Source organism: Nocardioides sp. (assembly GCF_050246775.1).
Classification (GTDB): domain Bacteria; phylum Actinomycetota; class Actinomycetes; order Propionibacteriales; family Nocardioidaceae; genus Nocardioides.
On sequence record NZ_JBFWVK010000008.1, the window covers coordinates 37,013 to 63,117 of the forward strand.

Here is a 26,105-nt window from a genome sequence, read left to right on the forward strand (position 1 = left end):
TGGCGGGCCGGGCTGATCACCACGGCCCGCCACCGACGTCGGGGGAGTGGAGCGTCAAGCCGCGTCCGTGTCGGCGTCCCCGTCGATATCGTGGTCGTCCTGGTCGCCCAGGAGCAGTCGCTCGACGTCGCTGGGCTCGTAGCCCCACTCAGCGAGCGCCCCGAGCACGCGGGCGTCCCAGCCGGTGGGGTTGCGCCAGGTCTGCTTGCCGGTGGAGTCCTCCCAGGCGGCGAGCACGGCGGCGAGCACGGTCATGGTCGCGCCCTTGGGCGTGGTGGCCTTGGTCGCGATCTTCTGGCACTCCTCGTAGCCCGCGCCGTAGTAGCCGCTCGGCACGTCGATGCCGAGCAACTTGAACAGCATCGGGTGGCGGTGGTCCATCGCCTTGCTCAGCGTGTGGTTGCCGGTGAGCACGGCCTCGCAGATCAGCGCCTCGGCTCCCTTCGGCGCGCTCTTGCGGGTCAGGAACCCGGCGAGCCAGTCGCGACGGACGGTCTCGGCGCTGACCCACGCCTTGTTGTTCGCGATCACGGTGCGCCGCTCCTGGCGCTTCGCCTCGGCCTCCTCCTCGGCGCGGGCGGCGTCCGCACCGTCCGAGGCCGCGCCGGAGTCCGGGTCGGACGCGGAGCCGTGGGAGCGGCTGCCGTAGACGAGGCCGGTGGCCTCGACGTCGGTGACCACCCAGGTGGCGGTGAAGACCTTGACCGGCTCGGGGTCCTCCTCCTCGGCGTCCTCGTCGGTCTGCTCGTCGGTCTCCTCCTCGGAGTCGCCGTCCGCGCTGTCGTTGGTGGCGGGCTCGGGGTAGTCCCACTCCTCGGTGAGGATGACGGCCGCGCCCGTGACGCTCGGCCAGTCCTCGACGGGCACCGGCTCGCCCTCGGGGGTGCGCAGGTCCTCGATCGCCACGGCGGTCGCCTGGACCTCGGTCGCCTCCTCGGCGGTGAGGACCGGCAGGCCGTCGCCGCGCAGCCGCTCGACCTCGGCGGCGTACTCCGCACGCTCGGTGGCCTCGTCGCGCAGCCGCTGCGCCTCGTGGTCCAGGCCGTGGCCCCAGCGCAGGCGACGCTCCAGGCGCTCGACGGCGTCGGGGTCGTGCTCGAACTCCGCGAAGATCGCGGCCTCGGCCAGCGTGAGGTCGCCGGAGTCGAGCCGGTTGCGGCTCTGGTCGGCCTTGGTGACGGCCAGGGCGGCGTTCACGGTCGGGCGCGGCACCGAGAGCCGCTTGGCGATCTGGGCCGCGCTGACGCCGACGAGGGTCAACTCCTCGACGCCCGCGACGATCTCGGTCTCGCGCATCCCCGCGCGGTGGATGTTCTCGACCATCTGGTCCACGATCCGGTCGGCCTCCTCGGGCTTGGCGACCACGCGCGCCGGGATCAGGCCGGTGGGCGTGCCCACCGACGCGGCCTCGACAGTGCGGCGCTGACCTCGCAGGCACACGTGCTGGCCCTCGTCGTTGCGGTAGACCGTGACGGCCTCCAGGACGCCGCGCTCCTTGATCGAGCGACGGAACTCCTTCGCGTCCGGGAGGTCGGTGCGGACGTTGCTGCCGATGATGATCGAGCCCGGGTCGAGGTAGACGAACTCCTCGGCCGCGCCGCTGCTGGCGTCGGTGATCGGCTCGTCGGTCGTGGCAGTGGCGGTGGCGGTGCTGGTCATGGTTGACTCCTCGGAGTTGAATAGAATGAACTGTCAACGCCTACGTTTCCAGGTTCAGCCGTCGTCCTCGTGGTGACGGGAGTCCGCTGTGGATGGAGGCCAGGAACGCCGCGCTGGGGATAACCAGACGCGCGTGATGTCGACGCGCGGCGCACGCCGTGGTGGGCCAGTCGCGCTGCGTCCCCTCGATGCCGATCAGCTGTAGGGAGAAGAGAACGTGGGAAGGTACGAAGACGACGACCAGGACCGGAAATGCAGCGGCGTTGGTGTTAGCGGTCAGCTGGTCGACGAGTTCGGCGACCTGGTCTTGGGGATGAGGCGGCGAGGCGAGTGAGCACCGACGCGAGGCCTGTGCGGACCGGGATCTACTGGAAGCCGTCCCTGTGGGCCCTGGCCCGTTCGGCGTACGTCGCGGACCTCGACCACGACCCGGGCTCGCCCGACGCGTTCGTGGCGTGGCTGGGGCGCGTGCTTGAGCAGCACGCCGCACGGACGCCGGCACAACGCGTCGCGATCGCGGAGGACCCGCAGCTGCAGAACGTGACGGGGGCCGGCGTCAACCGGTCCCACCCTCTCGAGGTCCGCACGATCGAGCTCATCGAAGAGGCAGTGATCGCCGACCGAGGCGAGCTCGGCCGAGTGGTGTCTAGGTCGGCCTTCGCTGCCGAGGCGGTAGTCGCCGCGGCACAAGCCGCCCGCGAGCGGATCGGACGGCCCCTTCCTCCGCCGCCGGCGCGGTTGAGCAACCGGCCACCCCGGCGACCGACACGGCCCGTTTCTTGACGGAGATCCCGTCGCCCGATCGGGTGAGGCCGGGCCAGGGTCGATCTCAGGCCCCGCCCTGGCCATTCCCCCGAAGCCACGGCGGGGCTTTCTGCATGTTCATCGCGATGTTCTGGCGCCGCTGGTGATCGCTCCCGCCACCCATCGGCCCCTAGGAGACCGCAGGCGCACCGTGCGCGTTGCGAAGACCCAGGAGGAGCGATGTCCACCACCGTCACGTTCGCGGGGAACCTCGCCGAGGACCCCGAGCTGCTGTACACCCGCGACGACAAGCCGTTTGTCAGCTGCCGGGTCCTGGTGACCAACCGGACCCGCAACGCCGAGGGGGAGTGGGTCGACGGCGAGCCGACCGCGCACAACGTCAAGGTCTACGGCAGCGCGGCGATCAACCTCTACGACTCCGCCGGCCGGGGCGACCGGGTGATCGTGCACGGCCTGATGAAGACCGAGACCTGGACCGACCGTGAGACCCAGCAGAAGCGCACCAAGCAGGTCGTCGAGGTCAGCAACCGGTTCGGCGAGGTGGGCGGATCGTTCAAGTTCGCCGCAGCTCGCATCGAGCGACAGCGCCCGGCCACGCCGTCCGACACGTCTCCGGCCACCCAGGCGACTGACGAGCAGCCGGCGGCCGTCGAGCCCGCGGCCGGCTGAGGGGCCCGGCCATGGATCTGGTCGTCCAGTCACCCGACGAGCTGATCGCCGCGGTGCCCCACGTGCTGGGCTTCAAGCCCGAGGAGTCGATCGTGCTGATGCCGATCACCAAGGGACTGCCGTGTGCGCGGGTCGACCTGCCGACGACCGCGAGCGATCGCGACGGCGTTAGCCGCGCGCTCCGCGTCCCGTACGGCCAACACGCACGACCAGGCGCCATGGTGGCGCTGGTGTGCGTCACCGAGGACCGCCGATCGGCAGAGCTGGCCAGCCAGCACATCGCCGCCGGCCTGGCCGAGGTCGGTGTGGAGACCAAGCTGCGGCTGTGGGCCAACGGCCAGCGGTGGGTTGAGCTCGACACCGGCGCCTCCGGCTACCAATCGCAGCAGGCGGCCGACCGGATGGCGGCCACCACGGTGCTCGCCGGAGCCGTCCAGCCCGCGGCCAACCGCGACTCGCTGGCCGCCTCCCTCGCCGGCGACCACGAGCCCGTGGCCGCCGTGCTCCCGGCCGCACACGACGCCGCCGAGAACAGCACGCCCGGCCGCGAGCGTGACTGGGCTCTGGACCGCCTCGAGCAGTTCCACGCCGATGGGCGGCGTCTCAGCGACCCCGAGGCCGCCCGCCTGCTCCTCGCGGTGAAGACGACCGCCACCCGAGACGCCCTGTGGGAGGACATGAGCCGCGAGAACACCAGCTCGCACATCGCGCTGTGGACCGACCTGACCCGCCGGGCACCCGACGAGGTCCGTGCCGCGCCGGCCGCCCTGCTCGGCTTCTCCAGCTGGCTCAACGGCGACGGGGCACGCGCCTGGTGCGCGTTGGACCAGGTGCCCGCCGACCAGCCCTACCCGCTGGCCGCGATCGTCGCCTCGGCGCTCCAGAACGGCCTGCATCCGCGTGAGTGGGAGCGCGCCAACGCCACCATGCGCGAGATCGCCGGCGAGCTCGACGAGTCCTACGTGCCCGATCGCCGCCTGGGAAGCGTCAACCGCCACCTCAACGAGCCCGGGATGCGCGGCGGCCCGCGCCCGGGCGACGGCCCCAACCGCGCGGCCCCCGGCCGCTGACCTCAACAACGACACGGACAACGACACCGGACAAGGACCCGTCCATGGAAAGCAACACCTCATCCGACCCGTCCAACGCGACCGCCAGCGCCGGCGAGCGACGGCTCGCCCGCCTCGTGGTTCCCGCGCCCTCGGCCTACGAGCCGCACCAGCGGATCGACTGGGTGCACGACCCGCCGTCGCCGGCCGACGTCGACCAGGGCGCCCCCAGGAACGACGGGGGCCGTCGTGGTCCTGGTCTCCCAGACGCGTGAGCTCGGCCGACGTCTCGACGCGGGCGGCTGCTGTGGATAACCGCGGTCGGGCCGACCGCGCCACTTACGGTGGAGACGACGTGACTCGTGAGTCCAGACCAGGGAGGACACGTGATGACAGCCAACGGAGATCCGCGCGCACGCACCGAGGCGCTCGGCGGTCCTCCCGGGGCGCCCTTGCGCCCGGTGCGGGTGGACTGGGTCCACGACCACCAGCTGCGCCGGCTCCTCGAGCAGGACGACCGTCAGCTGGCTCGGGAGCTCGGCATCACGGGCTGGAGCTGAACGCCCGCCGCGCTTTCGCACTAAGAGCGGTTGTTTGCTCGTTCCGCCCCCATTGCCCCGGTTCTCGGGAGACGCTGTGGACGTGATTCAGCCCAACCGCCAGGTGCGCCCCGCGCTGCCGGCGTTGGCGGCTGCCCTGCTCGGCCGCGCCGCGGCGGTGCGGGGAAAGGCCCGGCCACGGGGAGCTGCGGCATCACCCGGCGTCCGTCGACTGCCGGCCTGGGGACGGTGGGCACCCGGCCGCAAGGCCATCGAGGAGGTCATGCGGGCAGCCGATGAGCGCGATCACCGGATGGCTGCGGCGACCCACGACTTCCTCAACGCCCTGGCCGGCCTGGCCGGCTACCTCGAGCTGCTCGCAGACGAGCCGGCCACCGAGCAGTCCCGCGAGCTGCAGCGCAAGGCCCACAACGTCGCCGAGCGCCTCGGCTACCTCGGCGAGGACCTGCTGGTGCACGCAACCGCCGGCAGCGGCCAGCTGAGCAACGAACCTGTCGTGGTCTCGGTATCGGAGGAGCTGCGAGCCTGCGCCTTGGCCTTCCCGCGGCTGGAGATCCACCTCGACGTCGACGAGCACCTGACGGTCGTTGCCGACCGACTTCGACTGCACCAGGTCCTCGGCAATCTCATCCGCAACGCCCAGCGATACGGCCGGCCACCGGTGACCATCGCCGCTCGTGCCACCAGTCAGGACTGGGCCGAGATCGTCGTCAGTGACGCCGGAGACGGCATCCCGCCCGACTTCGTCGCCGCGATGTTCGATCGCCACACCCGCGCGACAGGCACCGGCACCATCGGCACCGGCATCGGACTCGCCGTCGCCCGCGAGCTGGCAGAGCGCCAGGGCGGGAGCTTGGACTACCGGCCTGACGGCAACCGCTTCATCCTCGGCCTGCCATCATGCGCACCCGACACTGCCGGCGACGCCGACTGAACGTGCCGACCCTGGCCGGCGCCGCCTTGCGTCACGGCGTCCAGTTCGGATCAACCGGTACAGGAATCAGATCAGACTTGGCGATCCACTCCATCTTGCGGACGGGCCTGAGAGCGGCGTCGTCGAAGTAGACGACCAAGGCCTCGCGAGAGCGGCCCTGGCCCTTCCAGTCGAGGATCAGGCCCCGGCACGGGCGTAGCTTGCCGACGCTGCGGACCAAGACGAACCGGATGTCTGGCCACGGTGGCCAGCGGTCGTTCTTGGGAGGGTTGGCCGACACGCACCAAAGATAGAACACATGTTCGATGTAGCCTGCTGGTGTGAAGATGCTGGCGACGTCGCGGCCGACGGGGGACACCTCGGCGCCATCCCACACATGGGAGGTCGAGGACGACGACTACGACCGCGCGCTCGAGCGCGTCCGCGCAGAAGTGCCGGCCGGCTCGACGACGCTGCTCTACATCCGCGTCGAGCGCATGGCCTGACGCGCGGCCTGCGTCGCGGTGCCGAAGTCTGCTCAGCGCGCTGCTTCGATGAACTCCTTCATGGGTTCCAGGTCGTGCGCCCAGAACAACGTGAGCCCGTGATCCTGCGCGTACTCGAGGTTGGAGAGAGCAAACACGCCCGACAGGATCGCGACCGGCACCACGTTGTTCTTCCCGAACTCCTCGCGCCACACCACCGACTTCACGGCGGCGTCGTTGTTGATGCGCTTGTAGGAGTTCGTGGCTGAGTTCGAGACCTTGCACTCGGTCGGCATCAGCCGCCCGTCCCACAGCCGGATCGGAACATCTGAGAGTCGGGACCCGACCAGGACCTCGCCGCAGAACTTGCCTGGGTCGGGGGCCTTCTGGAGGTGAGGGATGGGCTCGGACTTGCCTTCGGTGAAGCCGCACTCGCTGACCAGGAACGCCTTGACGGACGCCTCCTGCTGCTTCTTGCCAGTCGTGCGGCGGGCAGTCTCACTCAGCCGTGTGGCGCGTAGCGCCGCGGAGGCAACAATGGCGGCTTCCCTCTCCGCCTCGGTCGGGTCGCGCCCCTCGGAGAGCCAGGGGAACCGCTCCCGGTCGAGGCCGGCAAGGATGGTGTCCATCAGCTTGCGGCCGCGATCGGGGTCCTTCTGGATCAGGCTGCGGGCCATCGTCACCTCGGCGATGGTCTCGAGATCGTCCTTGCTGATCACGGGCGAGGCGAGGTAGCGGCCGGCTTCGGCCATCTCCTTGTCCGACATGACCTCTGGGGCATACAGGCGCGCCTTGTCCAGATCCTCGGTCAGCTCCAGGACGTTCTCGATCGCTTCGCGCGACGTCTGGAAGAACCCGAGGTAGTCCTCGAGCGGCTCGGTCACCCGCTCTTCACGGAACCAGGAGATAGACGTCTGCCGGTCAGCCTCCAGTCTGGCCTTATCCCAAACAGGAGGGCGCGCCGTCATGGGGCCTTGGTGAGCAGGTCCGGGTGTGGCACGGGAAGACGCTCCATCTCTCGCGGCTCAAACTTGGTCAGGCCGCCAGCGTAGGTGCGACCCTGTCCAAGCGTCACCGAAACTCGCAGGTGCTCGGCGAGTTGGGTCAACGCGTCGTCGGTGAGTGCGACGCGGGGGTAGATGCCGTGAGCGATGTTGATGTGACGTGCGTCGGCGAGGTTTCGTACGAACGCCGGCGGGCGCCGGGCCATGTAGGTGGCCAGGATCGGGGCAGCATGCCGGAGGCCGACTGACCACCAGGCGCGGCGGTTGTTCGCCACGTAGCCGTCCTTGGCGGCCTTGACCGTTGGCTGACGCAAGAACGCGTTCACGGCCCTCCGGTCGGCCGCGTCGAGCTCGTCGAGATCCACGGGGAGGTCGATGACGACGCGCAGCGGGGACGGGTCCTCAAGCGTGGCCCCGGCAGCGAAGAGCTCTTTGGCCTTGGTGACCGAGGACCGCAGGACGGTGTCGGGCAGCTTCGTGGCGCCGCGGTGGGTGACCCACACGTTGTTGGCGCCCGTCACGGTGCCGCGGTGGACGCGGGCCAACTCGCCGAGCTCGACGTAACCCTCAGGGAGCTTGGGGGCGGCGCGGAGCAGCGGCGTCCAGCGGGGTGCTTCGATCAGACGCTCGCGCGCGACCTTGCGACCTCCCGTCAACGTGCCGAGGTCGGTGAGACTCTTCGCGGACTGGAGCTTGATGGACCTGACGGGTTCACCGACCTTGAAGCAGGTGATGGCAGCAGTGGTGGTCGCATCGGTGAACGGCATTGCTTCGGGCGCCACGACGTGGATCGAGTGGCCGCCGAGCTCGTCGACGAGCATCTGTCGGACCAGGGAGCCGTAGTTGACGTCGAGCCACTCACTCGAGGTGACGAAAGTGCCGTAGTCCCCTCGGACTGCGTGTTCGAGCGTTGCGAGGAAGAAGTGGACGTGCAGGCCAGCGAGCTGACTGGCCTTGTAGCCGTGCAGCGCGGCGGTCGCGGTGAGCCACTGCTTCCAGGCGGGCGTGATCCCGTGGTGCCGTACGTACGGGGGGTTCCCGACGTACAGCGTCGGACCCTCAACGGGCGGCAGGTCCAGGCTGCGGTAGTCGAGCAGCTCCACGTGGGCGCGCTCGGACAGGCCGGCGGCATGCAGGTTGGCCCGCGCCATGAGGGCGGCGACCGGGTCGAGGTCGGCGCCGATGAGGTCGGCCTTCTTGTGAAGGCGACCTGCGGCGAGAAGGTAGCGACCGGAGCCAACGCCTGGGTCGACGACGCGCACAGGCGCCTTTTGGCCCAGTGTCCAGCCGACCATCGATTCCACGATCGGCGGCGGTGTGTACGTCTGCCCCTGAGGTCTGCGGTCTTCGGCACTGCGGATCAGGCAGAACGCGTCTCCGAGGGGGTCCTGGCCCGCGCGGATGGCGTCACGAAGCCTCTTGGTTTCGATGCGTGCGTTCGAGGCGGTGTTGGCGAGCTCCTTCTCGGCCGCGGAGATGCCGCTGACGTTCTCGGCTCCCAGCGCCAGAGCGGCGGCGACAAGGTCTGAGATTGAGGTGAGAGCCACTGGCTGGATGATGTCGTGCGGCACCGACATCTCGCTGGTCGTCGTCATGACCGGCCCTGGGATGCGTAGGCGACAGGACGGGCTCGCTCGAGGTAGCCGTCGAGGTGCTCGTGGTGCTGGCCGGCGTACTTGCGGAGTTTGCGGTCGAGCAGGGCTGCGTCGTGCTCGGTCAGCGAGTACAGGCTGCGACGCAGGTACACCGACCATGACTCAGGCTTCGGGAAGCTGGTCATCTTCTCGATGGTGTCGGCCACATTCACGCCGTCGCCCAGGGGCGCGAGCGCTCTGATACGGACAGGAACTTCGATGGGCAACTCTCGGTCGCGGACTACTCGCGGGTTGGGCGGCCGTTCGAGGTCGCCCATGACTGTGGCGGTGCCGATGACGAGGCCGCGGTCCCTGCCGGGGTTCCTGTAGCAGCCACGGGTCGTGTAGAGGTATAGCTGATCGCCGGCCGCGAGGGCCGGAAAGATGTGGTGGTAGCGAGGTTCGGGGAACGCGAGGCGTTGTTCCTGAAGCACCCAGCCGAGTGCCTGGCGGTCCCCGATGATCGCGAGGTGGGGGTTGATGTGTGGCACGCGGTCAGACTACCTACGGTCGACGGGGGGTTACGGTCGACTCGCCGACATTCTTTCGCCAGCACCGAAGCCTCCCTCGGAGCTTGCACGGCAGGTGCGGTGCCCGTCCGATGCCGACCCTCGGTCCGGGCCGAGCGAGACTGTAGGGATGATGCGATGCGTCGGCGGCCGCCGACACATCGGGGAGGGCTGTTATGACGCTCACGTTCGCCGCGGTCCTTGCCAGCGCAGGTGTCGACCCGGCTGATGCGCTGGTAATCCGGCACGCCTACGTGCGTGAGCACGATGACGGAACAGTCGGCATCCACGGTGACTCCTCGGAGGCCGAGATACTGGCTTACACCCGAGTTCAGTCGGCCAACACGCGCACCTTCCCAGCGAACCCTCCCGGCACCTGGATCGTTTTCTTGCCCGAGGGCGGCGACCGAGCCCGGCTGTGGTCGGTCTTGACCAATCGGGGCCAGGTCGCCCACGACGGGGAGCGTCGGACCTTCGACCTGGAACCAACCGAGTTGATGGCCGAGCTACGGGGGCGCCTCGTGATCGGCTGGCGCTCACCGCGCACCTGGCGGATCAATGCCACCACGGCGGCCGGCTACCCCGTCATGGAAATCGCCGATGCCGAGCCAGTGCGGTTCCCGGGATTCGACGCCCTGACCCTCGACCACCCCCAGTTGCAAGCAGTGATCCGCGAGCACCGATACGCGGCGTGGCGCACCGCCTTGTCCTCGGTCATCGGCATCTACCTCATCACCGACACCCGCGACGGTCGGCACTACGTCGGCAAGGCCGACGGTGCCGAGACCATTCTCCAGCGGTGGGCGGCCTACGCAACCAACGGTCACGGCGGCAACGTCGAGCTGCGCAACCTCAACCCGCTCACCTTCCGATTCTCGGTGCTGCGCGTCTTCGACCCGTCCACACCGACGCGGGATATCGACGCCGCCGAGGGCCACTACAAGCAAGCCCTCGACTCACGGTGCCACGGTCTAAACCGCAACTGATGTAGCAGCGCTACCTGACGCGTGTCGCTATCGGGACCTGGTCAGCGGACCATTCCTGACCGATGCCGTGGTTTCGGACGAAGCACGGCCGCCGGCGGTGACCTAAAGAGCCGGTTGGGTGCGGTAGACCTGGACCTGATCACGCAGTTCACGACTGGCGATCTCCAGACCGGCGTAGGTCGCAGCTGCGGCCGCGAGGTTGAACGACGATGATGGCGCACACACGACGTCGGAGTCGCTCAAGGTGCCATTCTCCAGACGGTCGGCGAAGGTGTCGGTGGCGGCGGCCGCGTCCGCTGCGTGCTGGGTGATCCCAGCGGGCACGGGCTTGCCGGTGCCGGAGACGAAGGCCTCCCACACGAACAACTCGGCGTCGCCGACCAGCCACAGCTCCGGCCGGGTCGTGCACCGGAGCCCGGGAAACCCGGAGCCCACACGCTCGAGCACCCAAGCCATCTGAACCAGCCCCGTAGCGAGTGCGCCGCTCCCGGCGCCGGCTGACCACGGCCTGGAGCGACCGTCGACGGTTTCGCCCTGGCGCGCCTGCCCTAAGGTCCTCCACCCGTCGGCGGGCCCGACCGGGCTAACCGGGACCATCAGCGGAGCCTCGAACCCAAGTGCCACGGGAACGTCGTCTCCGAGCGCTTCGAGGACTGCGAGTGCCGCGCCCTCAGGGTGGCTCCCGCCCTCGCCGACCGGTCGCCTGCCAGGCAGATCCAGGGCGGCCCAGGCGAAGTTGGTCCGGACAGACCCGACGTCGATGGCGACAACTCGTGGCCTCATCAGCGCATCATCCTTTTCGCGGCCGAGGTTGTGGGCGCTAGCGAGCCGTCGTCGAGCAGGACGAACGCGGCAATACCCGCCGTCTCTGCCCAGGCCCGCGCATCGGCGGTGTAACCGGACCGCGAGAAGAACGCTCCTTTCTTGCGCGCGTGGGATGCCGCACCGTGGAGCTGCTGGAGCTTAGGCCGCCCGACCGGGGCGGCCTCCCACTTGACCTGGGCGACGACCTTGCGGGCGATGACATCGACACCGGCGTCCTTCCCGGTCGGAGTCACCTTGGCGTCGTTGAACCCCATGTGACGCAGCCACGCGCAGGCGGCGGCCTCGGCCTGTTGCCAGGTGCCGATCGGCGCGGCCCGTTTGCGCCCCAGGAAGCCGGTTCGCCGAACGACCGGGATGGTGGGGACTCCATCGGCGGCGGTGACGCGTCGTGCCTGCTGCTTGGCGGTCCGCTGGCCTTCGGCGACGGCATCGAGTTCCGCCCACCGACGCACGAGCTCAACGACTGCCTCCAGTGCGCGAGGTTCGCCGCGGATACGGGCCACGACCGAATGAATGGGCTGGTTGTGGAACAGGGTGAGTTCGGTGCCGCGCAGGTCCCAAGCTAGCGAGCCGCGGCCGATGCCCATGGTCGGCCGGGACTTCGCATCGGCTCCGACTGCGACGAAGGTGATCTTCGTTCCCGTGCCCACAACGACGACCTCGCCGCCAGGTAGTGACGGATGCAGGGCGACCTGGGTGGCATGGACCAGGCACTGGGCCTTGGCGGACCCGAGTGAACCGAGCACGGCGTCGGCGATTGGTCCGGTCGCAGGTGGCGGAAGGGGACTGGCTGCGTACGCGGCCTTGGTCTTGGGCGACGTGGTCAGGTCGAGGACGACAGCGCGGACCGGGCGGGCGTCTGCCGGTAGCCGGAGCGCCTTGAGCAGGGCGGTGCGCTGCTCGGGCCGCCCGACCAGGCGCAAGGGAGTTGAGGAGCTGCCGTCGGACAGCCGCAGTACGCCTTGCACGGTCCGGGTGTGCTCGGTGACCTGTACGTTCCGGCGCACCATTCTGCGGAACCGGTCGGTTAGGACGGTCCACGACAAGAGCCGCTCGGTGGTGACGGCCACAAACACGTCCCGGGACCCGTCGGTGAAGACATCGAGGTACAACGTCAGCTCGGTCGCGTCGAGCTCGGCCAGCAGGCGACGCCACACCCGTGAGTCCGGCAGAGCGTGGGAGGCGGCCCGGGAGGACGCTTCCCACGCTTCCCGGGTGCGCGAGTCGGTGCTGACGTCCATCGCTGAGGTCACGGGACCAGGTTGACGCGGTAGACGGTCGGGTCGGCGGCCGCCACCACGGTCTGGCGGTCGAACTCGGCCAGCGTTGGGTCGGTGAGGGCGCCGGTCACCACGGCCAAGGCCCAGTCGGGGTCGGTCTTGGCGGTGCGCAGCTCGTTGCGGGTTAGGAGAACCGACGGCATGGAGCTGGACACGCCTTTGACCTCAAGGTGGCGCTGCTGGTCGTGTCGCGTCGCGGTGAGGTCCCAGCCGCACTTGAGGTGCGCGACGCGGGTGATGGTCCACCCTGCGGCTTCGTAGTGGTGTTGAACTGCGGCCTCGGCGGCCAGCTCGACCTTGCGGTTTGTGGCCGGGTCGCCGAACCCGGCTCCCCAGGCGCCCACAGCGATTGTGCTTGAGGACTCGCGCGGGTCGCCGGGGTGGACGGGGGTCTCGATGACGCCGCTGTACTCCCGAACCAGCACGGGCACCGAGCGCGGGTGAGTCCGGTAGCCGAGGCCGCGCTCGGTGAGGAGCTTGACCAGGTCGGTGCGGAGCGGGATCAGACGGTGGCGTGTCTCGGTGCCGATCTCGAGCAGCTCGGCCCACAGGGTCATGATGTTGCCCGGGGAGCGGTGCCATTCCTCGTCGTAGGGTGCCGCGGTGTCCCATAAGTAGGCGTGGAGAAGCGTCAGGAGCTCCTCTTGTTCCTCGGGCGGATAGAGCTTGAGCGGGACGCGTGCGCGGCCGTCGTCGTCAGCTCGCCCGAGACCGGCGCGGATCAGCTCGACGAGTCGGGCGTTGGAGTCCTGTGAAGTCACGGTGATTGCTCACGCGCTCGCGGGTAGTCGAGGTCGAAGTGGTCGGCGATGACCTGTGTGGTCTCACAGCCCCAGCTCGAGCGGCGATCCATCGGGTCCGGCTCGTCATCGGGCGAATCGCAGACACCCGTGCCGGATCCGCAGTCGCGGTGCAGCGCCAAGAGCTTGCGGGCGAGTGGGTCGTTGATCGTGTTGAGGCGACGCATCGCGTCCACCCATCGGGAGACTGGGGTTGCGGAGTCGTCGACCTCGTGGACGACGTCCATGCGCCAGGTCGCGCTGGCCTCCCCGTCGTACTCGTTGCGGGTCATCAACGCACGCCGTTGACGTGGGGATGGCGTCCAGATTCGTCGAGCCGGCTGCGCAGCTCCTCGGCGCGGGCGCCCTGCAGGTGGGCCGCGGGCATCCGGACCCAGATCACGCCGGCGCCCCCCGGGGCGAGCCATCCCAGGTCCTGCATGGCCTCGGCCGCATCCTCGATTGTGTACGCCAGGAAGCCCCCAAGGTCGTCGACCAGGGCATCGTCCTCTGCCCAGGCCCACTCGGAGTGCTGGGCAACCAACCGTGCCAGCTCTGTCGCACTGCGTCGGCGGCCCTCGGTGAAGCGAGGGGCCTGCACGGTGATCGCCTCGCGCGCGGCTTCGCGCAGCCACTCCGCACGGCGTACACCTCGTTCGCCGGCCGCGGTGTCGACGCGCTCGAGCAGCTCGGGTGGCAGACGGGTGGTCACGCGTTCGCCGATTTCAGGCCTGGCCATGCTGGTAGGGTAGCGCCGCAATGGGATCTAAACAACGCCGAAAAAATCAATAAACGACGCCGATAACTAACCTTATGTCAATCACTAGTCTGCCGGCAGGATGAGGGCTCCGGCTTGGCCGGTGCCCCCTCATCGCGGTTACGGCGACCCAAGGATCCGATCCGCGATGCCAGTTCCTCTTTACCGGGCTGAGTGTTTCGGGCTCAAGTGCGCATCGCGGCAACGGCGGCCAGGATCTGCGAGCGCGACGGGGGGTCCATTCGGCAGCGGGGTTGACCCGAGACCGGCTGGCCTGTGGCTACGTCTATCCCTTCGAGAAGGAGGGTGGGTGAGGGATAGTCGCCGACGAGCACCTCGACCGGGTCCGAGATGTGAGTCTCGGTGAGACAACTCTCAAGATCGTCGATGAGTCGGTCGACGAGTGGACAGTCAGGCACTTGGAGAACTTGGATCCGCGCATTCATGGCTGTGGAACTTCCGTCATGAATGGGACGCCGGGGCTGTTACGTGCGTTGAGGTATGACACGCTGGACACGCTGTAGGGGATTAAGTAGTTGGCCAGCGCACGGAACAGCGTGGCCACGTCGGCCTCGCCGGCCGCTAGCTCGGTCCCTTGGTTGACGGCGAGAAGGATGGTGCCGACCACGAACGCGATCGGGAGCGCGACCTGCCTCGTGTGTCCGCTCAGGATCGGCCAGGCCCATCTGGACCAGGTCGTCGTCATCATGACGACGATGATGCCGTTGAGTTGCGGCCTTGACTGTAAGGGCGCCCACGTTGGCGATCACGCCCTCGGCCTGAGGGCGGAGTGCACTGCCACACGAGCTATCGGTCCTTCGGACGGCGACGACTCTCCAGCCCACCCCGTTCTCGGGGCGGGCGGCAATCCGGCTCCGGCTGACTCAGGTCAGCCCGGCAACCTTCGCGAGGACCTCGTCGAGCGGCGGGTAGTGGCCGATCCGGGTGCCGATGTGACGCCAGCGCACCGAACCGGTCTGGTCAAGGACCACGACGCCGGGGCTGCGAACGGTGTCCTTGGTGATGCTTTGCGGCCGGAATCCCTTGGCGAGTGAGCGGGTGTAGGCCGCGGCACCGCGCGGGTCGGCCATTCTCCAGCCCAAGGGCTTGGAGGCGCCCACGTAGTCGCGGAAGGTCTGCGCGGGGTCGAGGAGCAGCGGGATCCGGACACCTCTGGCTTCATGCAACCACACTGCCTGGTAGTCGGCGGAACCACCGATCGCGATGGCGCCCACGCTCTCCTTGGCGAGTTCGCCGGCGATCCGGTCGAGGTCGATGAGCCACTCCTGGCAGGGCAGGCAGCCGAAGTAGCGGACCAGGTGGACCAGGGTCAGCCGCTCGGTGAGGAGATTGCCCAGTGCAACGGTGGTCCCGTCGGCGGTGGACAGGTCCAGGTCGAGCGGGACGGCGTTGGTCGTGATTTCAGCGGCCACGAGACGGCTCCTCCGGTTGCGATAGCTGCTGGCGGTCACGGCGCGTCGCGGCGCCTGGGCGCCAGCCTCCCTGAGATCAGCCGCAAGTTGTGTAACCCCGCACACGTAACGAGACAGCTCCTGGATCCGAGGCCTGAGTCTGGATCCGCATTCCGGGGCCTGAGGCCGGCTCGACCTCGACCTCAACCGTTTCGGCGGCTTTGGGAGTTCCGCCGCTATGTAAGCGCGCTCACCGACTCGGCCTCCCGGGTGGCCAACACTCGTGCCCACGAGTTCTGGCCCGACCGGGTCAGCCAATCGACAAGGAGCACCCACTATGACCCGCAACACCAGCACGGCCAGCTTGCGCCGAGCCGTCCTCGTTGGCGCCGGGGCCGGCGTGATCGCCTCCCTGGTGATGGCGATGTATGCGATGCTCGCGGCCTACTTCAAGGACACAGGCTTCTTCACCCCCCTATACCACATCGCGTCGCTGGTGACCGACGACGCCGACATGATGACCTCGATGATGGCCGATGGTCAGGGCGGCGACGCATTCACGTTCCTGGCCGGCCCCGCGATCCTGGGCGCGATGATCCACATGATGACCGGCGCGATGTACGGTGCCGTGTTCGGTCTCATCGCCTCCCGACTCCGCCTCGGCCTTGCCGCACTTGCCGGCGTCGGAATGGCCTACGGCTTCGTGGTCTTCGCGATGAGCGCCTACGTCGGGCTTCCCCTCGCCGCATCGATCTTCGACAGCGGCGACCCCATCAAGAACATGGCCGAGATGGCCGGATGGGGCACGTTCATCATCGAGCACCTGATGTTCGGCGTCGTCCTCGGTGTCCTAGTCGCCGCGGCACGAACCAAGCGCTCTCTCTCCGCGCCCGAGACTGTTGCCGCCCACTGACGACCTCAACGAGTCGGGTGGCGGCCAGCCGCCACCCGACTCGCTCCGTCCGCGCATACTGCAATGAGGCTGAGATGATCCGAACCCGATCACACCACTGCCTGAGCATCGCCGACCCCATCGATCTGGCCGGGGGTGGCCGCCCCTGGTCGCCGGGCCGCAGAGAGGAAGATGTGGATATCGAGCGAGCAGCGCGCGAGGGCCCGGACCAGCTTTGGTGCATGTCTGAGGTAGACATCTTCTGCGACCTCGACGAGTCCGAGATGGCGACGCTGTCTCAGGCGGCGCCGATGCGGCGTTATGGCTCCGGTGAGCTGGTCTACACCCCGCACCAGCCCCTTGAGGCGCTATTCATCCTCAAGCAGGGGCGGATCCGGATCTTCCGTGTCTCTCCTGATGGTCGCGCGCTCACCACGGCCATCATCTCCCCCGGCACCATCTTTGGTGAAATGGTCATCGTGGGGCAGCAGATGCACGACAGCTTTGCGGAGGCCATGGAGGACATCGTTGTGTGTGTCATGTCCGAGGCCGACGTGCGCCGCCTCCTGCTCGGTGACTCGCGGATCGCCACCCGCATCTCAGAAACGCTCGGGCGACGGCTCGGGGCGCTCGAGCAGCGACTCTCCGACGCCGTCTTCAAGTCGGTCCCGGAGCGCATTGCCGGGGCGCTCGTAGCGCTTGCACAGGGCGCGAGCAGCGGCTTCGGGCGGGAGGCTCACGTCAAGCTCACCCACGATCAGCTCGCCGCCTTGGCGGCGACGTCGCGCGAGACGACGACGAAGGTGCTGGGTGAGTTCGCCGACCTGGGATTGATCTCACTGGGTCGCGGCAAGATCACCGTGCACGACCAGGAGGGATTACGTCGGTTCGCCGACTCTTGAGTAGCGGATCCGTCAGCGGTACTCCGGGTTGGGTTGTTCGGGGTCCGAGAGGTCCCAGTTGGTGGTGATGTTGCCGTGTGCCGGGACTCCCCCGTCGTCCTTGAGCCGTCGGGCGGTGTGGAGCATGTTCCAGGCGGCGAAGACTGCGTTGCGGGTGCTCCAGTGGTTGCGCGGCCCGCGGTTCTCGTCGAGGTAGGAGGGGCCGGGGCCGGCTTCGCCGTTCCAGTAGGCGTCGACCTGCGGCGGGATGGTGAAGCCGATGTGGCTCAGTGCGTAGAGCATCTGCGCTGCGCAGTGCTTGCCGCCGTCCTCGTTGCCAGTGATCACGACCCCGCCGACTTTGCCGTAGTAGCTCCACTGGCCTGCCGCGTTGAGCTCCCCGGACCAGCCGTAGAGTCGCTCGATGGCGAGCCGGGTCAGTGATGACTGGTCTCCGAGCCAGATGGGGGTGGCGAGGACGACGATGTCCGCTGGCTCGATGTGCGAGCGGTAGAGGTCGGGGAAGTCGTCTCGCTCCCAACCGTGCTCGCGCATGTCCGGCTGGACGCCGGGCGGGATGAGGTGGTCGACCAGCCTCACGACGTCGACCTGCGCACCGACGCCCTCCAGCACCCGGCGGGTCACGGTAAGCAACCCGTCGGTGTGGCTTGGTTCGGGTGAGCGCTTGAGGGTTCCGTTGAGTACAACTACGCGCAGATCGTCGTACGCGGTGGTGGCAGCGGCCACCTCTGCGTCGATGAACCTGGCGACGGATGCGGGGATCATGTGAGGCTCCTCTATTGGGCGGACCGGGTCATCGGGTTCTCGGACCCGACTCGTCGGCGACCGGATGGACGATGACCGGTAGGGCAAATGCCACCCGCCCCCTGACCTCGCGGGACCACCATCGTGGGCGGGCGATGCACCAGGCCACGTCGGCGGCACGCGTGTCGTCGACGTAGACGTCGAAGCGGGCGGAGGTGCCCCGCAGAGACGGGCGCAGAGAGACGGGCCGTAGATGTCTGAAGACCACGTCTTGCGGGGCGAAGTAGTGGATTCCGCCGCGGACGACGGTGTCGTTGCCCTCCGCCAGGACCGTTCCCTCCAGCTCGGCCCGCATGGTCATGAGGTCAGCACTTCGTCGGGCCCATGGGTGGTGACGATGTCGATCTCGCCCAGCAGGGTGCGGTGGATGGGGCACCGGTCCGCTATCGCGATCAGTGCAGCACGACGGTCCTCTGGCAGGGACGGGTCCAGCTCGATGTGCCGATGCACTCGGTCGAGGTGTCCTGACGTGGTCTCGCACGACTCGCAGTCGGAGGCGTGAATGCGTCCGTGACGCAGCGTCACCCGTGAGGGGCTGTAGTCCCAGCCCTTTCGCCGGGCGTACATCCGCATCGTCATGGACGTGCATGCCCCGAGGGCGGAGAGCAACACGTCGTAGGGCCCGGGGCCGCTGTCGGCGCCGCCGACCTCGAGCGGCTCGTCGAGGAACCAGGTGTGGCGCCCCGAGCGGACTCGGTGCGCGTAGCCCTTGAGGTCGTCGACCTCGTCGACCACCACATTGGTTGGCGTTGCGGCGGGGGTGGGAGGCGACGCGGCTCTCTGCGGGAGGTACCGGCCGGCCCACGTCGCGATCATGGATCCGGCGTAGTCGGCGTCCTCGGCGCGCAGCAGCAGGTGGTCGGCCTCGTCGAGGGTGACGAACGACTTGGGGTGCCGTGCGGTCTCGAAGATCACGCGGGCCTCACCGATGCCCACGACGGCGTCCCGGGGCGAGTGCAGGACCAGGAGAGGCTTGCCCAGCGCGGAGATGCGCTCCAACTGAGGTTGGGCGGACAGATCGCGGGCCAGGTCTGGACTGATGTGGAGGCTCCTGTTGCCGATGGTGACAGCAAGGTGTCCGTCGCTCACCGGAACCGCACCAGACAGGAGCGTGGTGACGTGCGCTGGGGTCGATGGGGCACCGATCACCGCGACCGACTCCACAGACTCGAGCTCTCCGGCAATGGCGAGGACGGCTGCACCCCCGAGCGAGTGCCCGATGAGTAGCCGCGGCGCCTCGAGCTCCTGGGCGAGCCAACGGGCGGCGGCACGCAGGTCCTCGAGATTGGTGCTGAACGTGGTCTCCGCAAAGGAGCCGTCGGAGTCTCCGAGCCCAGTGAAATCAAAACGCAGGACCGCGTACCCGGCGCTCGTCAGGGTTCTGGCGACTCGTGATGCCGCCCGTGAGGTGCGATCACAGGTGAAGCAGTGTGCGAACAGTGCCACCGCCCGGACGGGGCCGCCCGGAAGGTCGAGGGTGCCCGTGAGGTCGGAACCGCCGCCCCCCGGGAAGGTCACGCCCCTGCGATGGAGCTCTCCCCCGCTAGTCATCGGCCAGAGGAGCGACGTGCGAGCGAACGAACCTTGCCAGCAGACGGGTTGGTGAGCACGACCGAGCCGACCCGGACGGTCGGGACCGTCTCGTTGCCCTGGTTGTGCGCACGCACGAGAGCAGAGGCCTCGGGGTCGTCCCAGATGTTGCGCCAGGTCGCCCGCACCCCAAGAACCATCAGCCCGACGCGGAGCTTTACGCAGAACGGGCATCCGGGGCGCCACAACACCTCAACAGGCGTCGCGCTCATGCGCCTACCCCGGCATCGTGCGGGACGGACGTCTCGCCTTCGCAAGCTGGTTTCATGACCGGGTCTCCTCCAGAGGCAGCCGCGCGTCGGGCGGTCTGCCATGGGAACCCATCTGGGGCTCCTGGGCCTTCCCTGTGGAGGGATCTTGGGGCACAGCCCATTGGGGCTGTCGACTGTCGGGGAGCAGCACCGTGGCCCGGGCGCCCGGTTGGATGCCCTCGCCGATCCGCAGTTCGACCTCCAGAGAGGAGGCGTCGTCACCGACGAGGGAGACGACGACCCGGGTGCCCGTAGGGCGGCTGCGGAGGACGCGGGCGCCGAGCCCGGTCTCGGTGACACCGCTGTCGGTGCTCTCGAGGCGGAGCGACTCTCGGCGGACCAGTAGCACAGCCGACCCCTCCCCTGCTCCGCCTGCGGCGACCGGGACGCGACCCCACGAGGAGTGGTGCACGCCGCCACGGATCGTCCCTGCGATCTCGGCGAAGCCGCCGAGCAGCCGGGCGACGGCCACGCTCGCCGGGCGTTGGTAGATCTCGGCCATCGGTGCGTGCTGGTGTACGCGCCCGTCGATGAGTACGACGGTCGACTCGGCGAGTGCCGCTTCGTCGAGGTCGTGGGTGACCATGAGGATCGTGGGAGCCAGTGCGGCGCGCACCTCGATGAGGAGGTCGTGCATCGAGGCTCGCAGTTCGCGGTCCAAGGAGCTGAACGGTTCGTCGAGCAGCAGCGCCCCGCGTTCGGCGGCCAGTGCTCTCGCGAGTGCCACCCGTTGTTGCTGGCCGCCGGAGAGCGACGAGACGTCACGGGAGTCGAATCCCTCGAGGTGGACCAGTCGCAGGTAGCGCTGCGCACATCGTCGGGCCTCCCGGCGTCGGGCGCCGGCCAGCCGGGGGGCGAAGCCGACGTTGCCGGCCACGTCGAGGTGGTCGAAGAGCAGCGGGTGCTGGAACATGAGGGTCAGGTCGCGCCGTTCGGTGGGTTCGTCCGCGACATCCCGTCCGCTCACCAGCACCTGACCGGTGGTGGCGCGCTGCAGCCCTGCGGCCACGCGGAGCAGGGTGCTCTTGCCGGACCCCGAGGGGCCGACGACTGAGACCATCTCCCCATCCCCCACGGTGAGGGACGCGCCGCGAAGAGCAGGGGCCTCGGCGTCGGGGTAGTGGTGCCACACGTCGCGGATCTCCAGCGTGCTCATCAGCGCGTCCTCTCTTGCTCGGGCATGGTCTCGGACAGACCAGCGGCCGCCGAGGTGTGGCCACCGCCGCGCATCTTGGAAGCGGCGGCAAGGGTCACCAGGACCACGGGTGGCAGGAGGGTCGCGAGGGCCATGGCGGCGACCATCGAGTCGTTGCCCGAGCCGGAGGCCGCGGCGCCCAGGAGGACCGGGGCGGTCACGAGCTGCCCACCGCCCACGAGCAGGGTGACGACGTAGTCGCTCCACCCGACGAGGAAGGCCAGCAGGGCAGCCACCAGGATGCTGCCGCGCACGGCCGGTAGCACCACCCGCAGCCTGGCCTGCCGGGGTGTCGCTCCCAACGCTCGCGCCTGGGACTCCAGCTCCAGCGAGATACGCGCGAACCCGGTCGCACTCGTGTAGGCCGTGTAGGGGATCGCGACGAGAGCGAGAAGGAGCACCACCGAGACGAGCTCTGGCAGCCCAACGCGGATCAGGATCACGTCGAGGCCCATGGCCACTGCGAAGGGCGGCAGGACGAGCGGGACCAGCAGCAGTCCGACGACGAGACGTGGGTGTCGGGTGAGGCGCCAGCCGAGCACTCTGCCGGTCATCACTCCCAACGGCGTCGAGACCGCCGCAACGGCCACGCCCAACGCCAACGAGCGCAGTAGCGCCTGCGGGAGACCCGCGGAGGCGGCATCGCGCCAGCCGGAGAACCCCCAGGTGCTCGGCAGCACTTCGGGGAAGCTCCAGCGTTCTGCTCCCGCCCACACCAGCACCGGCACGAGCGGCACCACCAGCCAGAGCAGGGCAAGCAGGAGACCAGCCACCCGGAGGGCCTGCCTCACGAGGCACCACCCGTCGACAAAGACCGCAGCCGCGGCAGCGCCGCGAGGGCCGGGACCGCCACACTCAGAGCGAGGAGAGCGCCCACGACAGCCGCCGCCGCGGCGGCGGGCCGGTCGGTGAGCTCGATGGAGCCGAAGAGGCGGAAGGCCAGCACGGGCAGGGGTTCGGGGACCGCGCGGCCCAGCAGCCAGGCCACCTCGTAGGACCCGATGGCGTAGACGATCGTGACCAGGGCGGCGGCAGCCACGGCGGGGGCGGCGGTGGGGAGCAGTACTCGGACGACGCGTTGCCGGGGCCTGGCGCCCAACCCTGCCGCGACCTCCATCCGCTGTCGGTGACCGGGAGCGACCGCGGCCAGGACCACGAGTGCGACAAAGGCCGACTCCTTCCAGGCCAGCTCCAGGACGGTCGCGATCGGCCATGGCCCGCCGACGAGCGCGGGCCAGCCGTCGCCGCTGCTCGGCGCCGCGAGCCGTGCCGCCATCCCCCCGTCGCTCAACAGCAGCGACACCGAGGTCGCCCCCACCAGGTGCGGGACCGCCAGGACCGACAGGCAGACCACCCGGACGAGTCCCGATGCTCGGCCGCCGCCGAGCATCAGCATCGCCAGGAGGAACCCGACCACGGCCGCCAGCACCGTGGCCGGCACCGCGATCAGCAGGGACTCGCCGATGCCTGCGACTAGGTCCGGTGCCGCGGCTCGCCAGCCATCGAGACTCAGACTTGGTTGACCATAGAGCGGCATCAGACCGACCGAGGTCGCCACCACCGCAGCCATGCCGGTGCCAGCGACGACGGTGATCGTCACGATGCCGGGCACGGCACCGCTCACCCGCCGACTCGTCATGAGCGCCCGAGGACCTCGCGGCGCCAGCCCTCGTCCAGAGGCGTCACCCACGCCGAGGACAGCTCGGGCTGGGCGTTGCGGGACAACTCGTCATAGGCCGGGACGACGGGCGAGTCCGGCAGCTGGTCGAACGCACGCGCGGCCTCAGCATCGAGCAGCTCGGTGTCGAGGACGGTGAACTGGCCCCAGACGGCGGGGTCGGCCTTGGCCACTTGTTGTTCCGGCGACAGGGCCAGGTCGGCGACCACCATCGCGCCGGCCTGGTCCGGCGAACTGGCGGGAATCGCGAGGAAGCTGGCGTTGCCGACCGTGCCGTCCTCGAGGCTGAGCACGCGGGTGGTCGGTGGGAACGTGCCCTCCTCCACCAGCTCGGTCAAGGTGGCGGGCCCGTAGGTCATGGTGAAGTCGACCTGACCGTCGGCGAACAACCGGTCCAACGCGACCTGGTCCCGCGGGTAGGTGCGTCCCTCGCGCCACAGCGCCGGCGCGAGGTCGCGCAGTCGCTCCCACAGCGCGGGCGTCAACTCGTCGTAGGCTCCCCCGTCAAACCCCGCAGGGACGGCGTCCGCCCCTCCGGAGAGCGCGTAAAGCGCCTGGCGGACGAAGACCGACCCGGTGAAGTCGGGCGGAGCGGGGTAGGTGAAACGTCCGGGGTGAGCCTCGGCCCAGTCGAGCAATCCGGCCACGGTGGTCGGCGGATCCGTGACCCGGGCGGAGTCGTAGACGAAGGTGAACTGTGCCTTGTGCCACGGCGACTCGCATCCCTCGACGGGCACCCCGAAGTCTTCGCTGACCAGCGGGTCCTCGTCGCTGACGTACTGGGCGTTGGGCAGGCTGTCGGACCAGCCGCACAGCCAGGCACCGGCCTCCTGCCCGGTGGCGAAGTTGTCGCCATTGACCCAGACCAGGTCCACCGAGCCCTCGTCCTCGCCGGCGGCCCGCTCCGCGAGCAGCCGCCGCATCGCGTCCTTCGTGTCCGCCACAGGCACCCGCCGCAACGTGACTCCGAGGTCGGCGGCCGCAGGAGCCAGGACGTCGTCCACGTAGGCGTTGCCACGGTCGTCGCCGCCGTACATCCACAGGTCCACCGTCTGACCCTGCGCTTCGGCCAGGACCTCGTCCCACGGTCGATCCGTCGATACCGCAGGACCCTCAGCGGCTGGAGCCGAGCAGGCAGTGACGAGCAGGGCCGAGGCCAGCGCGATCGCTGCCAAGGTCCGGTGGCGGGCACTCACGTCGATCGCTTCTCCTCAGATGGCACGCAGGGCAGGGGAACCTTGTCGCAACGGGAACACGGTGGCGGCCCCAGCGACTTCCCTCCTTGTGGAGCCGACCCCGACACCGAGCCGAGCTTGGGCGTGGGCACGGCTCGGGGCGATGGCGGTACTCCTGCTCGCGGTGTTCGTCGTCGAACAGGTGCGCGGATGGGACGACGTCCGGCTGCTGCGTGAGCAGGTCGACGCAGCCGGGCCGTGGGGCACCGCCGTCTTCGTCGCGGGCTATACCCTGCTGTGCCTGCTGCCGGCACCCAAGGCGCTTCTCACGGCATTGGGTGGACTGCTGTTCGGGTGGTGGCTCGGGGCCCTCCTGTCCTGGATCGGCGCGCTCACTGGCGCCGCCGCCGCCTTCTGGCTGGGTCGCGCCTGGGGACGCGACGCCGTCGACCGGCTGACACGCGGTCGTGTTGAGCGAGCTGATCGGTTATTAGCTCAGCATGGTTTCGGCGCTGTCCTTGCCGCTCGGCTGACGCCGGTGCTGCCATTCACCGTCATCAACTACGCCGCGGGGCTGACCGGTGTGCGGTGGCGCCACTATGCACTCGGGTCGGCCCTTGGCATGATCCCCGGCAGCCTGGCCTACTCCGCGCTCGGCGCGTGGGGCACCGATCCGTGGGGGATCTTCGCCGGGGTCGCTGTGCTGGTGGCGCTCGTCGCGCTGGGCACGATCCTCGGGCGCCGGCTGCTGGGTGATGATGATGGCGACGTGCCCGTGCCCGTCAGAGACGCAGAGGAGCCCTGATGTTCGACGCCGCGCTCCGTCGTCGTCTCGACGGGCCGCTCGCCGCGGCCGCCGAGCGGATCGACCGGTCGTGGGTCACCCCGGACGGGCTCACCCTCGTGGGCCTGATCCTCGGGCTCACCAGCGCTGGGTTCGCGGCCGGCCAGCTGTGGGGCTGGGCACTGGTCGCGTGGCTGCTCTCCCGTGCGATGGACGGACTGGACGGGCCACTGGCACGACGGCGCGCCAATGGGCAGGGCTCCCCCGCAGGCGGATTCCTCGACATCAGCGCCGACTTCCTCGTCTACGGCACGACGGTCGTCGGGATTGCCGTTGGCACCGTCGGCACCTCGGCCCCGCTCGATGACTGGCTCCCGTTCCTGGCCGTGCTGCTGGCCTACTACGTCAACGGCACCGCGTTCCTGGCGTTCTCCTCGATCGCGGAGCGCACCGGGCACCGCCTCGACGACGGCCGGTCGCTGAGCTTTCTCGGCGGCATCGCCGAGGGAGCAGAGACGATCTTCGTGCACTCGGTGTGGCTGCTCGTTCCCGGATACGCCCCGCTGGTCGCGACGGCATGGGCAGCCGTTGTGGGTGTCAGCGCGGCCCACCGGATCATCACCGGATATCGCACCCTGCGCGGGCCAGCCACTGCGGGCTCGTGACCTGGAGCGAGCGGGAAGCCACACGGCGCCTCGGAGGGTTCCCATCCATATGAGGACTCCACCAGCACCGCCTGCTCGTGAGCAGGTGGCCGACTACGGGCCGGGGCACACCCAGGCGCCGTCCCGGTGGGCCGGGCTGCGTCTGGTGGCACTGGTCCTGGCCTTCGCCGGGGCCTCGGCCGCCCTGCACCTGAGCGGCTGGAGCGGACCGGACCGTCTGCAGAGGTTGGTGGAGTCGGCGGGGTGGTCCGGCGCCGTGGTGTTCGTAGTGGGGTACGCCATGCTGGTGCTGGCGCCGTCGCCCGCCTCATTGCTGACGATCCTCGGTGGTGCCCTCTTCGGGCTGTGGTGGGGCGCCGTGCTGGCCTGGGCGGGTGCGCTGCTCGGCGCCACCGGAGGGTTCCTGCTAGGGCGGCGCCTGGGACGACCGGCGGTCGACCGCATGCTTCGCGGCCGGCTCCAGCAGGCCGATGAGGTGCTGGCTCGTCACGGGCTGGTCGCGGTGCTCGCCGTGAGGCTGGTGCCGCTGTTCCCGTTCACTCCGCTCAACTATGCCTCTGGGCTGGTCGGAGTCCGCCGACGCGACTACGCGCTCGGGACGGCGGTTGGCATCATGCCCGCGGCCCTCGCCTACGCCGCTGTCGGAGCCTCAGGGGTCGACCCCCGCGGCATTGCCATCGGCGTCGGCGGGCTGGTGGTGCTGGCCGTCCTCGGCGGCACCGTCGGGCGACGGCTGTTGGCCACCAGCCCCCGACCCGAACTCGCCTCCGGAGGTCACCCCGACACGGTGACGCAAGGGTCGTGACACGCCACATCGCGAGGTCCTGGACGCCTGGCCCCGCCTCCACTCTGAGGACGCGCTGGCGGGCACTGGCTGAGCTGA

33 protein-coding genes are annotated in these 26,105 nt (G+C 69.3%); 13 read left to right on the forward strand and 20 right to left on the reverse strand.

All coding sequences use genetic code 11. The features are described from left to right. Window positions 1–54: 54 nt before the first annotated feature. Window positions 55–1,659, reverse strand: coding sequence for a ParB/RepB/Spo0J family partition protein (locus tag AB7I40_RS22340; protein WP_428347560.1), 1,605 nt, complete (start codon window positions 1,657–1,659; stop codon window positions 55–57). A 330-nt stretch (window positions 1,660–1,989) separates the two neighbouring features. On the opposite strand from AB7I40_RS22340, the gene AB7I40_RS22345 reads away from it, so the two are divergent. From AB7I40_RS22345 to AB7I40_RS22370, 6 genes are all read left to right on the forward strand, one after another. Continuing rightward, window positions 1,990–2,442, forward strand: coding sequence for a hypothetical protein (locus tag AB7I40_RS22345; protein ID WP_428347559.1), 453 nt, complete (start codon window positions 1,990–1,992; stop codon window positions 2,440–2,442). A gap of 201 nt (window positions 2,443–2,643) precedes the next feature. Beyond that, on the forward strand, window positions 2,644–3,093 hold the full coding sequence (locus AB7I40_RS22350) for a single-stranded DNA-binding protein (protein WP_428347558.1): 450 nt from the start codon (window positions 2,644–2,646) through the stop codon (window positions 3,091–3,093). A gap of 11 nt (window positions 3,094–3,104) precedes the next feature. Then, entirely contained in the window at window positions 3,105–4,163 is a 1,059-nt protein-coding gene (locus AB7I40_RS22355; protein ID WP_428347557.1) for a DUF4192 domain-containing protein, read from the forward strand. Window positions 4,164–4,207: 44 nt separating this feature from the next. Next, the gene (locus AB7I40_RS22360) at window positions 4,208–4,417 is read left to right on the forward strand and encodes a hypothetical protein (RefSeq protein ID WP_428347556.1); all 210 of its coding nucleotides are present in this window, start codon (window positions 4,208–4,210) and stop codon (window positions 4,415–4,417) included. A gap of 114 nt (window positions 4,418–4,531) precedes the next feature. After that, the gene (locus tag AB7I40_RS22365) at window positions 4,532–4,702 is read left to right on the forward strand and encodes a hypothetical protein (protein ID WP_428347555.1); all 171 of its coding nucleotides are present in this window, start codon (window positions 4,532–4,534) and stop codon (window positions 4,700–4,702) included. 82 nt (window positions 4,703–4,784) lie between these two features. Further along, the gene (locus AB7I40_RS22370) at window positions 4,785–5,636 is read left to right on the forward strand and encodes a sensor histidine kinase (RefSeq protein WP_428347554.1); all 852 of its coding nucleotides are present in this window, start codon (window positions 4,785–4,787) and stop codon (window positions 5,634–5,636) included. A gap of 31 nt (window positions 5,637–5,667) precedes the next feature. Here AB7I40_RS22370 and AB7I40_RS22375 read toward each other — a convergent pair whose 3' ends face one another. Next, window positions 5,668–5,916, reverse strand: a complete 249-nt coding sequence (locus AB7I40_RS22375; protein WP_428347553.1) for a hypothetical protein — start codon at window positions 5,914–5,916, stop codon at window positions 5,668–5,670. Between the two features lie 40 nt (window positions 5,917–5,956). Here AB7I40_RS22375 and AB7I40_RS22380 point away from each other — a divergent pair, with 40 nt between their 5' ends. Continuing rightward, on the forward strand, window positions 5,957–6,121 hold the full coding sequence (locus tag AB7I40_RS22380) for a hypothetical protein (protein ID WP_428347552.1): 165 nt from the start codon (window positions 5,957–5,959) through the stop codon (window positions 6,119–6,121). A 32-nt stretch (window positions 6,122–6,153) separates the two neighbouring features. Here AB7I40_RS22380 and AB7I40_RS22385 read toward each other — a convergent pair whose 3' ends face one another. The 3 genes from AB7I40_RS22385 to AB7I40_RS22395 form a co-directional block, all read right to left on the reverse strand. Further along, window positions 6,154–6,984: a XamI family restriction endonuclease gene (locus tag AB7I40_RS22385; RefSeq protein WP_428347551.1), complete on the reverse strand. Its 831-nt coding sequence runs from the start codon at window positions 6,982–6,984 to the stop codon at window positions 6,154–6,156. An 80-nt stretch (window positions 6,985–7,064) separates the two neighbouring features. After that, on the reverse strand, window positions 7,065–8,699 hold the full coding sequence (locus AB7I40_RS22390) for an Eco57I restriction-modification methylase domain-containing protein (protein WP_428347550.1): 1,635 nt from the start codon (window positions 8,697–8,699) through the stop codon (window positions 7,065–7,067). Next, the gene (locus AB7I40_RS22395) at window positions 8,696–9,229 is read right to left on the reverse strand and encodes a hypothetical protein (RefSeq protein WP_428347549.1); all 534 of its coding nucleotides are present in this window, start codon (window positions 9,227–9,229) and stop codon (window positions 8,696–8,698) included. The genes AB7I40_RS22390 and AB7I40_RS22395 overlap by 4 nt, the downstream gene beginning before the upstream one ends. Before the next feature lie 194 nt (window positions 9,230–9,423). Between AB7I40_RS22395 and AB7I40_RS22400 the strand changes: the two genes are divergently transcribed. Next, a complete protein-coding gene (locus AB7I40_RS22400) occupies window positions 9,424–10,233 on the forward strand; it encodes a GIY-YIG nuclease family protein (RefSeq protein WP_428347548.1) in 810 nt (269 codons plus the stop codon). Between the two features lie 102 nt (window positions 10,234–10,335). On the opposite strand, the gene AB7I40_RS22405 is transcribed toward AB7I40_RS22400, so the two are convergent. The 7 genes from AB7I40_RS22405 to AB7I40_RS22435 form a co-directional block, all read right to left on the reverse strand. Beyond that, complete coding sequence (locus tag AB7I40_RS22405) at window positions 10,336–10,680, reverse strand: hypothetical protein (RefSeq protein WP_428347547.1); 345 nt, start codon at window positions 10,678–10,680, stop codon at window positions 10,336–10,338. Between the two features lie 335 nt (window positions 10,681–11,015). Beyond that, complete coding sequence (locus tag AB7I40_RS22410) at window positions 11,016–12,311, reverse strand: restriction endonuclease (protein WP_428347546.1); 1,296 nt, start codon at window positions 12,309–12,311, stop codon at window positions 11,016–11,018. Continuing rightward, the gene (locus AB7I40_RS22415) at window positions 12,308–13,099 is read right to left on the reverse strand and encodes a DUF3883 domain-containing protein (protein WP_428347545.1); all 792 of its coding nucleotides are present in this window, start codon (window positions 13,097–13,099) and stop codon (window positions 12,308–12,310) included. Before AB7I40_RS22415 ends, AB7I40_RS22410 begins: the two co-directional genes overlap by 4 nt. After that, on the reverse strand, window positions 13,096–13,410 hold the full coding sequence (locus AB7I40_RS22420; RefSeq protein ID WP_428347544.1) for a hypothetical protein: 315 nt from the start codon (window positions 13,408–13,410) through the stop codon (window positions 13,096–13,098). Before AB7I40_RS22420 ends, AB7I40_RS22415 begins: the two co-directional genes overlap by 4 nt. Further along, complete coding sequence (locus tag AB7I40_RS22425) at window positions 13,410–13,856, reverse strand: CopG family transcriptional regulator (protein ID WP_428347543.1); 447 nt, start codon at window positions 13,854–13,856, stop codon at window positions 13,410–13,412. The genes AB7I40_RS22420 and AB7I40_RS22425 overlap by 1 nt, the downstream gene beginning before the upstream one ends. 460 nt (window positions 13,857–14,316) lie before the next feature. Continuing rightward, the gene (gene nrtS / locus AB7I40_RS22430; RefSeq protein ID WP_428347542.1) at window positions 14,317–14,583 is read right to left on the reverse strand and encodes a nitrate/nitrite transporter NrtS; all 267 of its coding nucleotides are present in this window, start codon (window positions 14,581–14,583) and stop codon (window positions 14,317–14,319) included. 175 nt (window positions 14,584–14,758) lie between these two features. Then, entirely contained in the window at window positions 14,759–15,307 is a 549-nt protein-coding gene (locus tag AB7I40_RS22435; RefSeq protein ID WP_428347541.1) for a redoxin domain-containing protein, read from the reverse strand. A gap of 316 nt (window positions 15,308–15,623) precedes the next feature. Here AB7I40_RS22435 and AB7I40_RS22440 point away from each other — a divergent pair, with 316 nt between their 5' ends. After that, window positions 15,624–16,199 (forward strand): hypothetical protein, encoded by a 576-nt coding sequence (locus AB7I40_RS22440; RefSeq protein WP_428347540.1) that lies wholly within the window; start codon window positions 15,624–15,626, stop codon window positions 16,197–16,199. 74 nt (window positions 16,200–16,273) lie between these two features. Beyond that, entirely contained in the window at window positions 16,274–17,080 is an 807-nt protein-coding gene (locus AB7I40_RS22445; protein WP_428347539.1) for a Crp/Fnr family transcriptional regulator, read from the forward strand. Window positions 17,081–17,092: 12 nt separating this feature from the next. On the opposite strand, the gene AB7I40_RS22450 is transcribed toward AB7I40_RS22445, so the two are convergent. The 8 genes from AB7I40_RS22450 to AB7I40_RS22485 are packed head-to-tail and all read right to left on the reverse strand — an operon-like array spanning window position 17,093 to window position 23,794. Continuing rightward, window positions 17,093–17,845: a flavodoxin family protein gene (locus tag AB7I40_RS22450; RefSeq protein WP_428347538.1), complete on the reverse strand. Its 753-nt coding sequence runs from the start codon at window positions 17,843–17,845 to the stop codon at window positions 17,093–17,095. A gap of 28 nt (window positions 17,846–17,873) precedes the next feature. Further along, window positions 17,874–18,185 carry a DUF427 domain-containing protein gene (locus AB7I40_RS22455; RefSeq protein WP_428347537.1) on the reverse strand — a complete coding sequence of 104 codons (312 nt, stop codon included), beginning with the start codon at window positions 18,183–18,185 and terminating at the stop codon, window positions 17,874–17,876. Beyond that, window positions 18,182–19,402 carry a bifunctional alpha/beta hydrolase/OsmC family protein gene (locus tag AB7I40_RS22460; RefSeq protein WP_428347536.1) on the reverse strand — a complete coding sequence of 407 codons (1,221 nt, stop codon included), beginning with the start codon at window positions 19,400–19,402 and terminating at the stop codon, window positions 18,182–18,184. Before AB7I40_RS22460 ends, AB7I40_RS22455 begins: the two co-directional genes overlap by 4 nt. A 29-nt stretch (window positions 19,403–19,431) precedes the next feature. Continuing rightward, window positions 19,432–19,788, reverse strand: coding sequence for a glutaredoxin domain-containing protein (locus tag AB7I40_RS22465; RefSeq protein WP_428348134.1), 357 nt, complete (start codon window positions 19,786–19,788; stop codon window positions 19,432–19,434). Continuing rightward, window positions 19,739–20,881, reverse strand: a complete 1,143-nt coding sequence (locus tag AB7I40_RS22470) for an ABC transporter ATP-binding protein (RefSeq protein WP_428347534.1) — start codon at window positions 20,879–20,881, stop codon at window positions 19,739–19,741. The genes AB7I40_RS22465 and AB7I40_RS22470 overlap by 50 nt, the downstream gene beginning before the upstream one ends. Further along, a complete protein-coding gene (locus tag AB7I40_RS22475; protein ID WP_428347533.1) occupies window positions 20,881–21,711 on the reverse strand; it encodes an ABC transporter permease in 831 nt (276 codons plus the stop codon). The genes AB7I40_RS22470 and AB7I40_RS22475 overlap by 1 nt, the downstream gene beginning before the upstream one ends. Then, a complete protein-coding gene (locus AB7I40_RS22480; RefSeq protein ID WP_428347532.1) occupies window positions 21,708–22,544 on the reverse strand; it encodes an ABC transporter permease subunit in 837 nt (278 codons plus the stop codon). The genes AB7I40_RS22475 and AB7I40_RS22480 overlap by 4 nt, the downstream gene beginning before the upstream one ends. 11 nt (window positions 22,545–22,555) lie before the next feature. Continuing rightward, window positions 22,556–23,794, reverse strand: coding sequence for an ABC transporter substrate-binding protein (locus AB7I40_RS22485; RefSeq protein ID WP_428347531.1), 1,239 nt, complete (start codon window positions 23,792–23,794; stop codon window positions 22,556–22,558). Between the two features lie 142 nt (window positions 23,795–23,936). Between AB7I40_RS22485 and AB7I40_RS22490 the strand changes: the two genes are divergently transcribed. From AB7I40_RS22490 to AB7I40_RS22500, 3 genes are read left to right on the forward strand one after another with little or no spacing between them, the layout of a single operon-like run. Continuing rightward, entirely contained in the window at window positions 23,937–24,578 is a 642-nt protein-coding gene (locus tag AB7I40_RS22490) for a TVP38/TMEM64 family protein (protein WP_428347530.1), read from the forward strand. Beyond that, window positions 24,578–25,222: a CDP-alcohol phosphatidyltransferase family protein gene (locus tag AB7I40_RS22495; RefSeq protein WP_428347529.1), complete on the forward strand. Its 645-nt coding sequence runs from the start codon at window positions 24,578–24,580 to the stop codon at window positions 25,220–25,222. Before AB7I40_RS22490 ends, AB7I40_RS22495 begins: the two co-directional genes overlap by 1 nt. Before the next feature lie 49 nt (window positions 25,223–25,271). Further along, window positions 25,272–26,027, forward strand: coding sequence for a TVP38/TMEM64 family protein (locus AB7I40_RS22500; protein ID WP_428347528.1), 756 nt, complete (start codon window positions 25,272–25,274; stop codon window positions 26,025–26,027). Window positions 26,028–26,105: the final 78 nt, after the last annotated feature.

Excerpts from the sequence above, each read along its gene's own strand:
- nrtS (WP_428347542.1), bottom strand. The coding sequence starts at position 14,583 with ATGATGACGACGACCTGGTCCAGATGGGCCTGGCCGATCCTGAGCGGA.
- AB7I40_RS22440 (WP_428347540.1), top strand. The coding sequence starts at position 15,624 with ATGACCCGCAACACCAGCACGGCCAGCTTGCGCCGAGCCGTCCTCGTT.
- AB7I40_RS22425 (WP_428347543.1), bottom strand. The coding sequence starts at position 13,856 with ATGGCCAGGCCTGAAATCGGCGAACGCGTGACCACCCGTCTGCCACCC.
- AB7I40_RS22490 (WP_428347530.1), top strand. The coding sequence starts at position 23,937 with ATGGCGGTACTCCTGCTCGCGGTGTTCGTCGTCGAACAGGTGCGCGGA.
- AB7I40_RS22360 (WP_428347556.1), top strand. The coding sequence starts at position 4,208 with ATGGAAAGCAACACCTCATCCGACCCGTCCAACGCGACCGCCAGCGCC.
- AB7I40_RS22420 (WP_428347544.1), bottom strand. The coding sequence starts at position 13,410 with ATGACCCGCAACGAGTACGACGGGGAGGCCAGCGCGACCTGGCGCATG.
- AB7I40_RS22465 (WP_428348134.1), bottom strand. The coding sequence starts at position 19,788 with ATGGCAGACCGCCCGACGCGCGGCTGCCTCTGGAGGAGACCCGGTCAT.
- AB7I40_RS22495 (WP_428347529.1), top strand. The coding sequence starts at position 24,578 with ATGTTCGACGCCGCGCTCCGTCGTCGTCTCGACGGGCCGCTCGCCGCG.
- AB7I40_RS22470 (WP_428347534.1), bottom strand. The coding sequence starts at position 20,881 with ATGAGCACGCTGGAGATCCGCGACGTGTGGCACCACTACCCCGACGCC.
- AB7I40_RS22400 (WP_428347548.1), top strand. The coding sequence starts at position 9,424 with ATGACGCTCACGTTCGCCGCGGTCCTTGCCAGCGCAGGTGTCGACCCG.
- AB7I40_RS22390 (WP_428347550.1), bottom strand. The coding sequence starts at position 8,699 with ATGACGACGACCAGCGAGATGTCGGTGCCGCACGACATCATCCAGCCA.
- AB7I40_RS22455 (WP_428347537.1), bottom strand. The coding sequence starts at position 18,185 with ATGACCATGCGGGCCGAGCTGGAGGGAACGGTCCTGGCGGAGGGCAAC.
- AB7I40_RS22500 (WP_428347528.1), top strand. The coding sequence starts at position 25,272 with ATGAGGACTCCACCAGCACCGCCTGCTCGTGAGCAGGTGGCCGACTAC.
- AB7I40_RS22350 (WP_428347558.1), top strand. The coding sequence starts at position 2,644 with ATGTCCACCACCGTCACGTTCGCGGGGAACCTCGCCGAGGACCCCGAG.
- AB7I40_RS22355 (WP_428347557.1), top strand. The coding sequence starts at position 3,105 with ATGGATCTGGTCGTCCAGTCACCCGACGAGCTGATCGCCGCGGTGCCC.
- AB7I40_RS22340 (WP_428347560.1), bottom strand. The coding sequence starts at position 1,659 with ATGACCAGCACCGCCACCGCCACTGCCACGACCGACGAGCCGATCACC.
- AB7I40_RS22450 (WP_428347538.1), bottom strand. The coding sequence starts at position 17,845 with ATGATCCCCGCATCCGTCGCCAGGTTCATCGACGCAGAGGTGGCCGCT.
- AB7I40_RS22445 (WP_428347539.1), top strand. The coding sequence starts at position 16,274 with ATGATCCGAACCCGATCACACCACTGCCTGAGCATCGCCGACCCCATC.
- AB7I40_RS22365 (WP_428347555.1), top strand. The coding sequence starts at position 4,532 with ATGACAGCCAACGGAGATCCGCGCGCACGCACCGAGGCGCTCGGCGGT.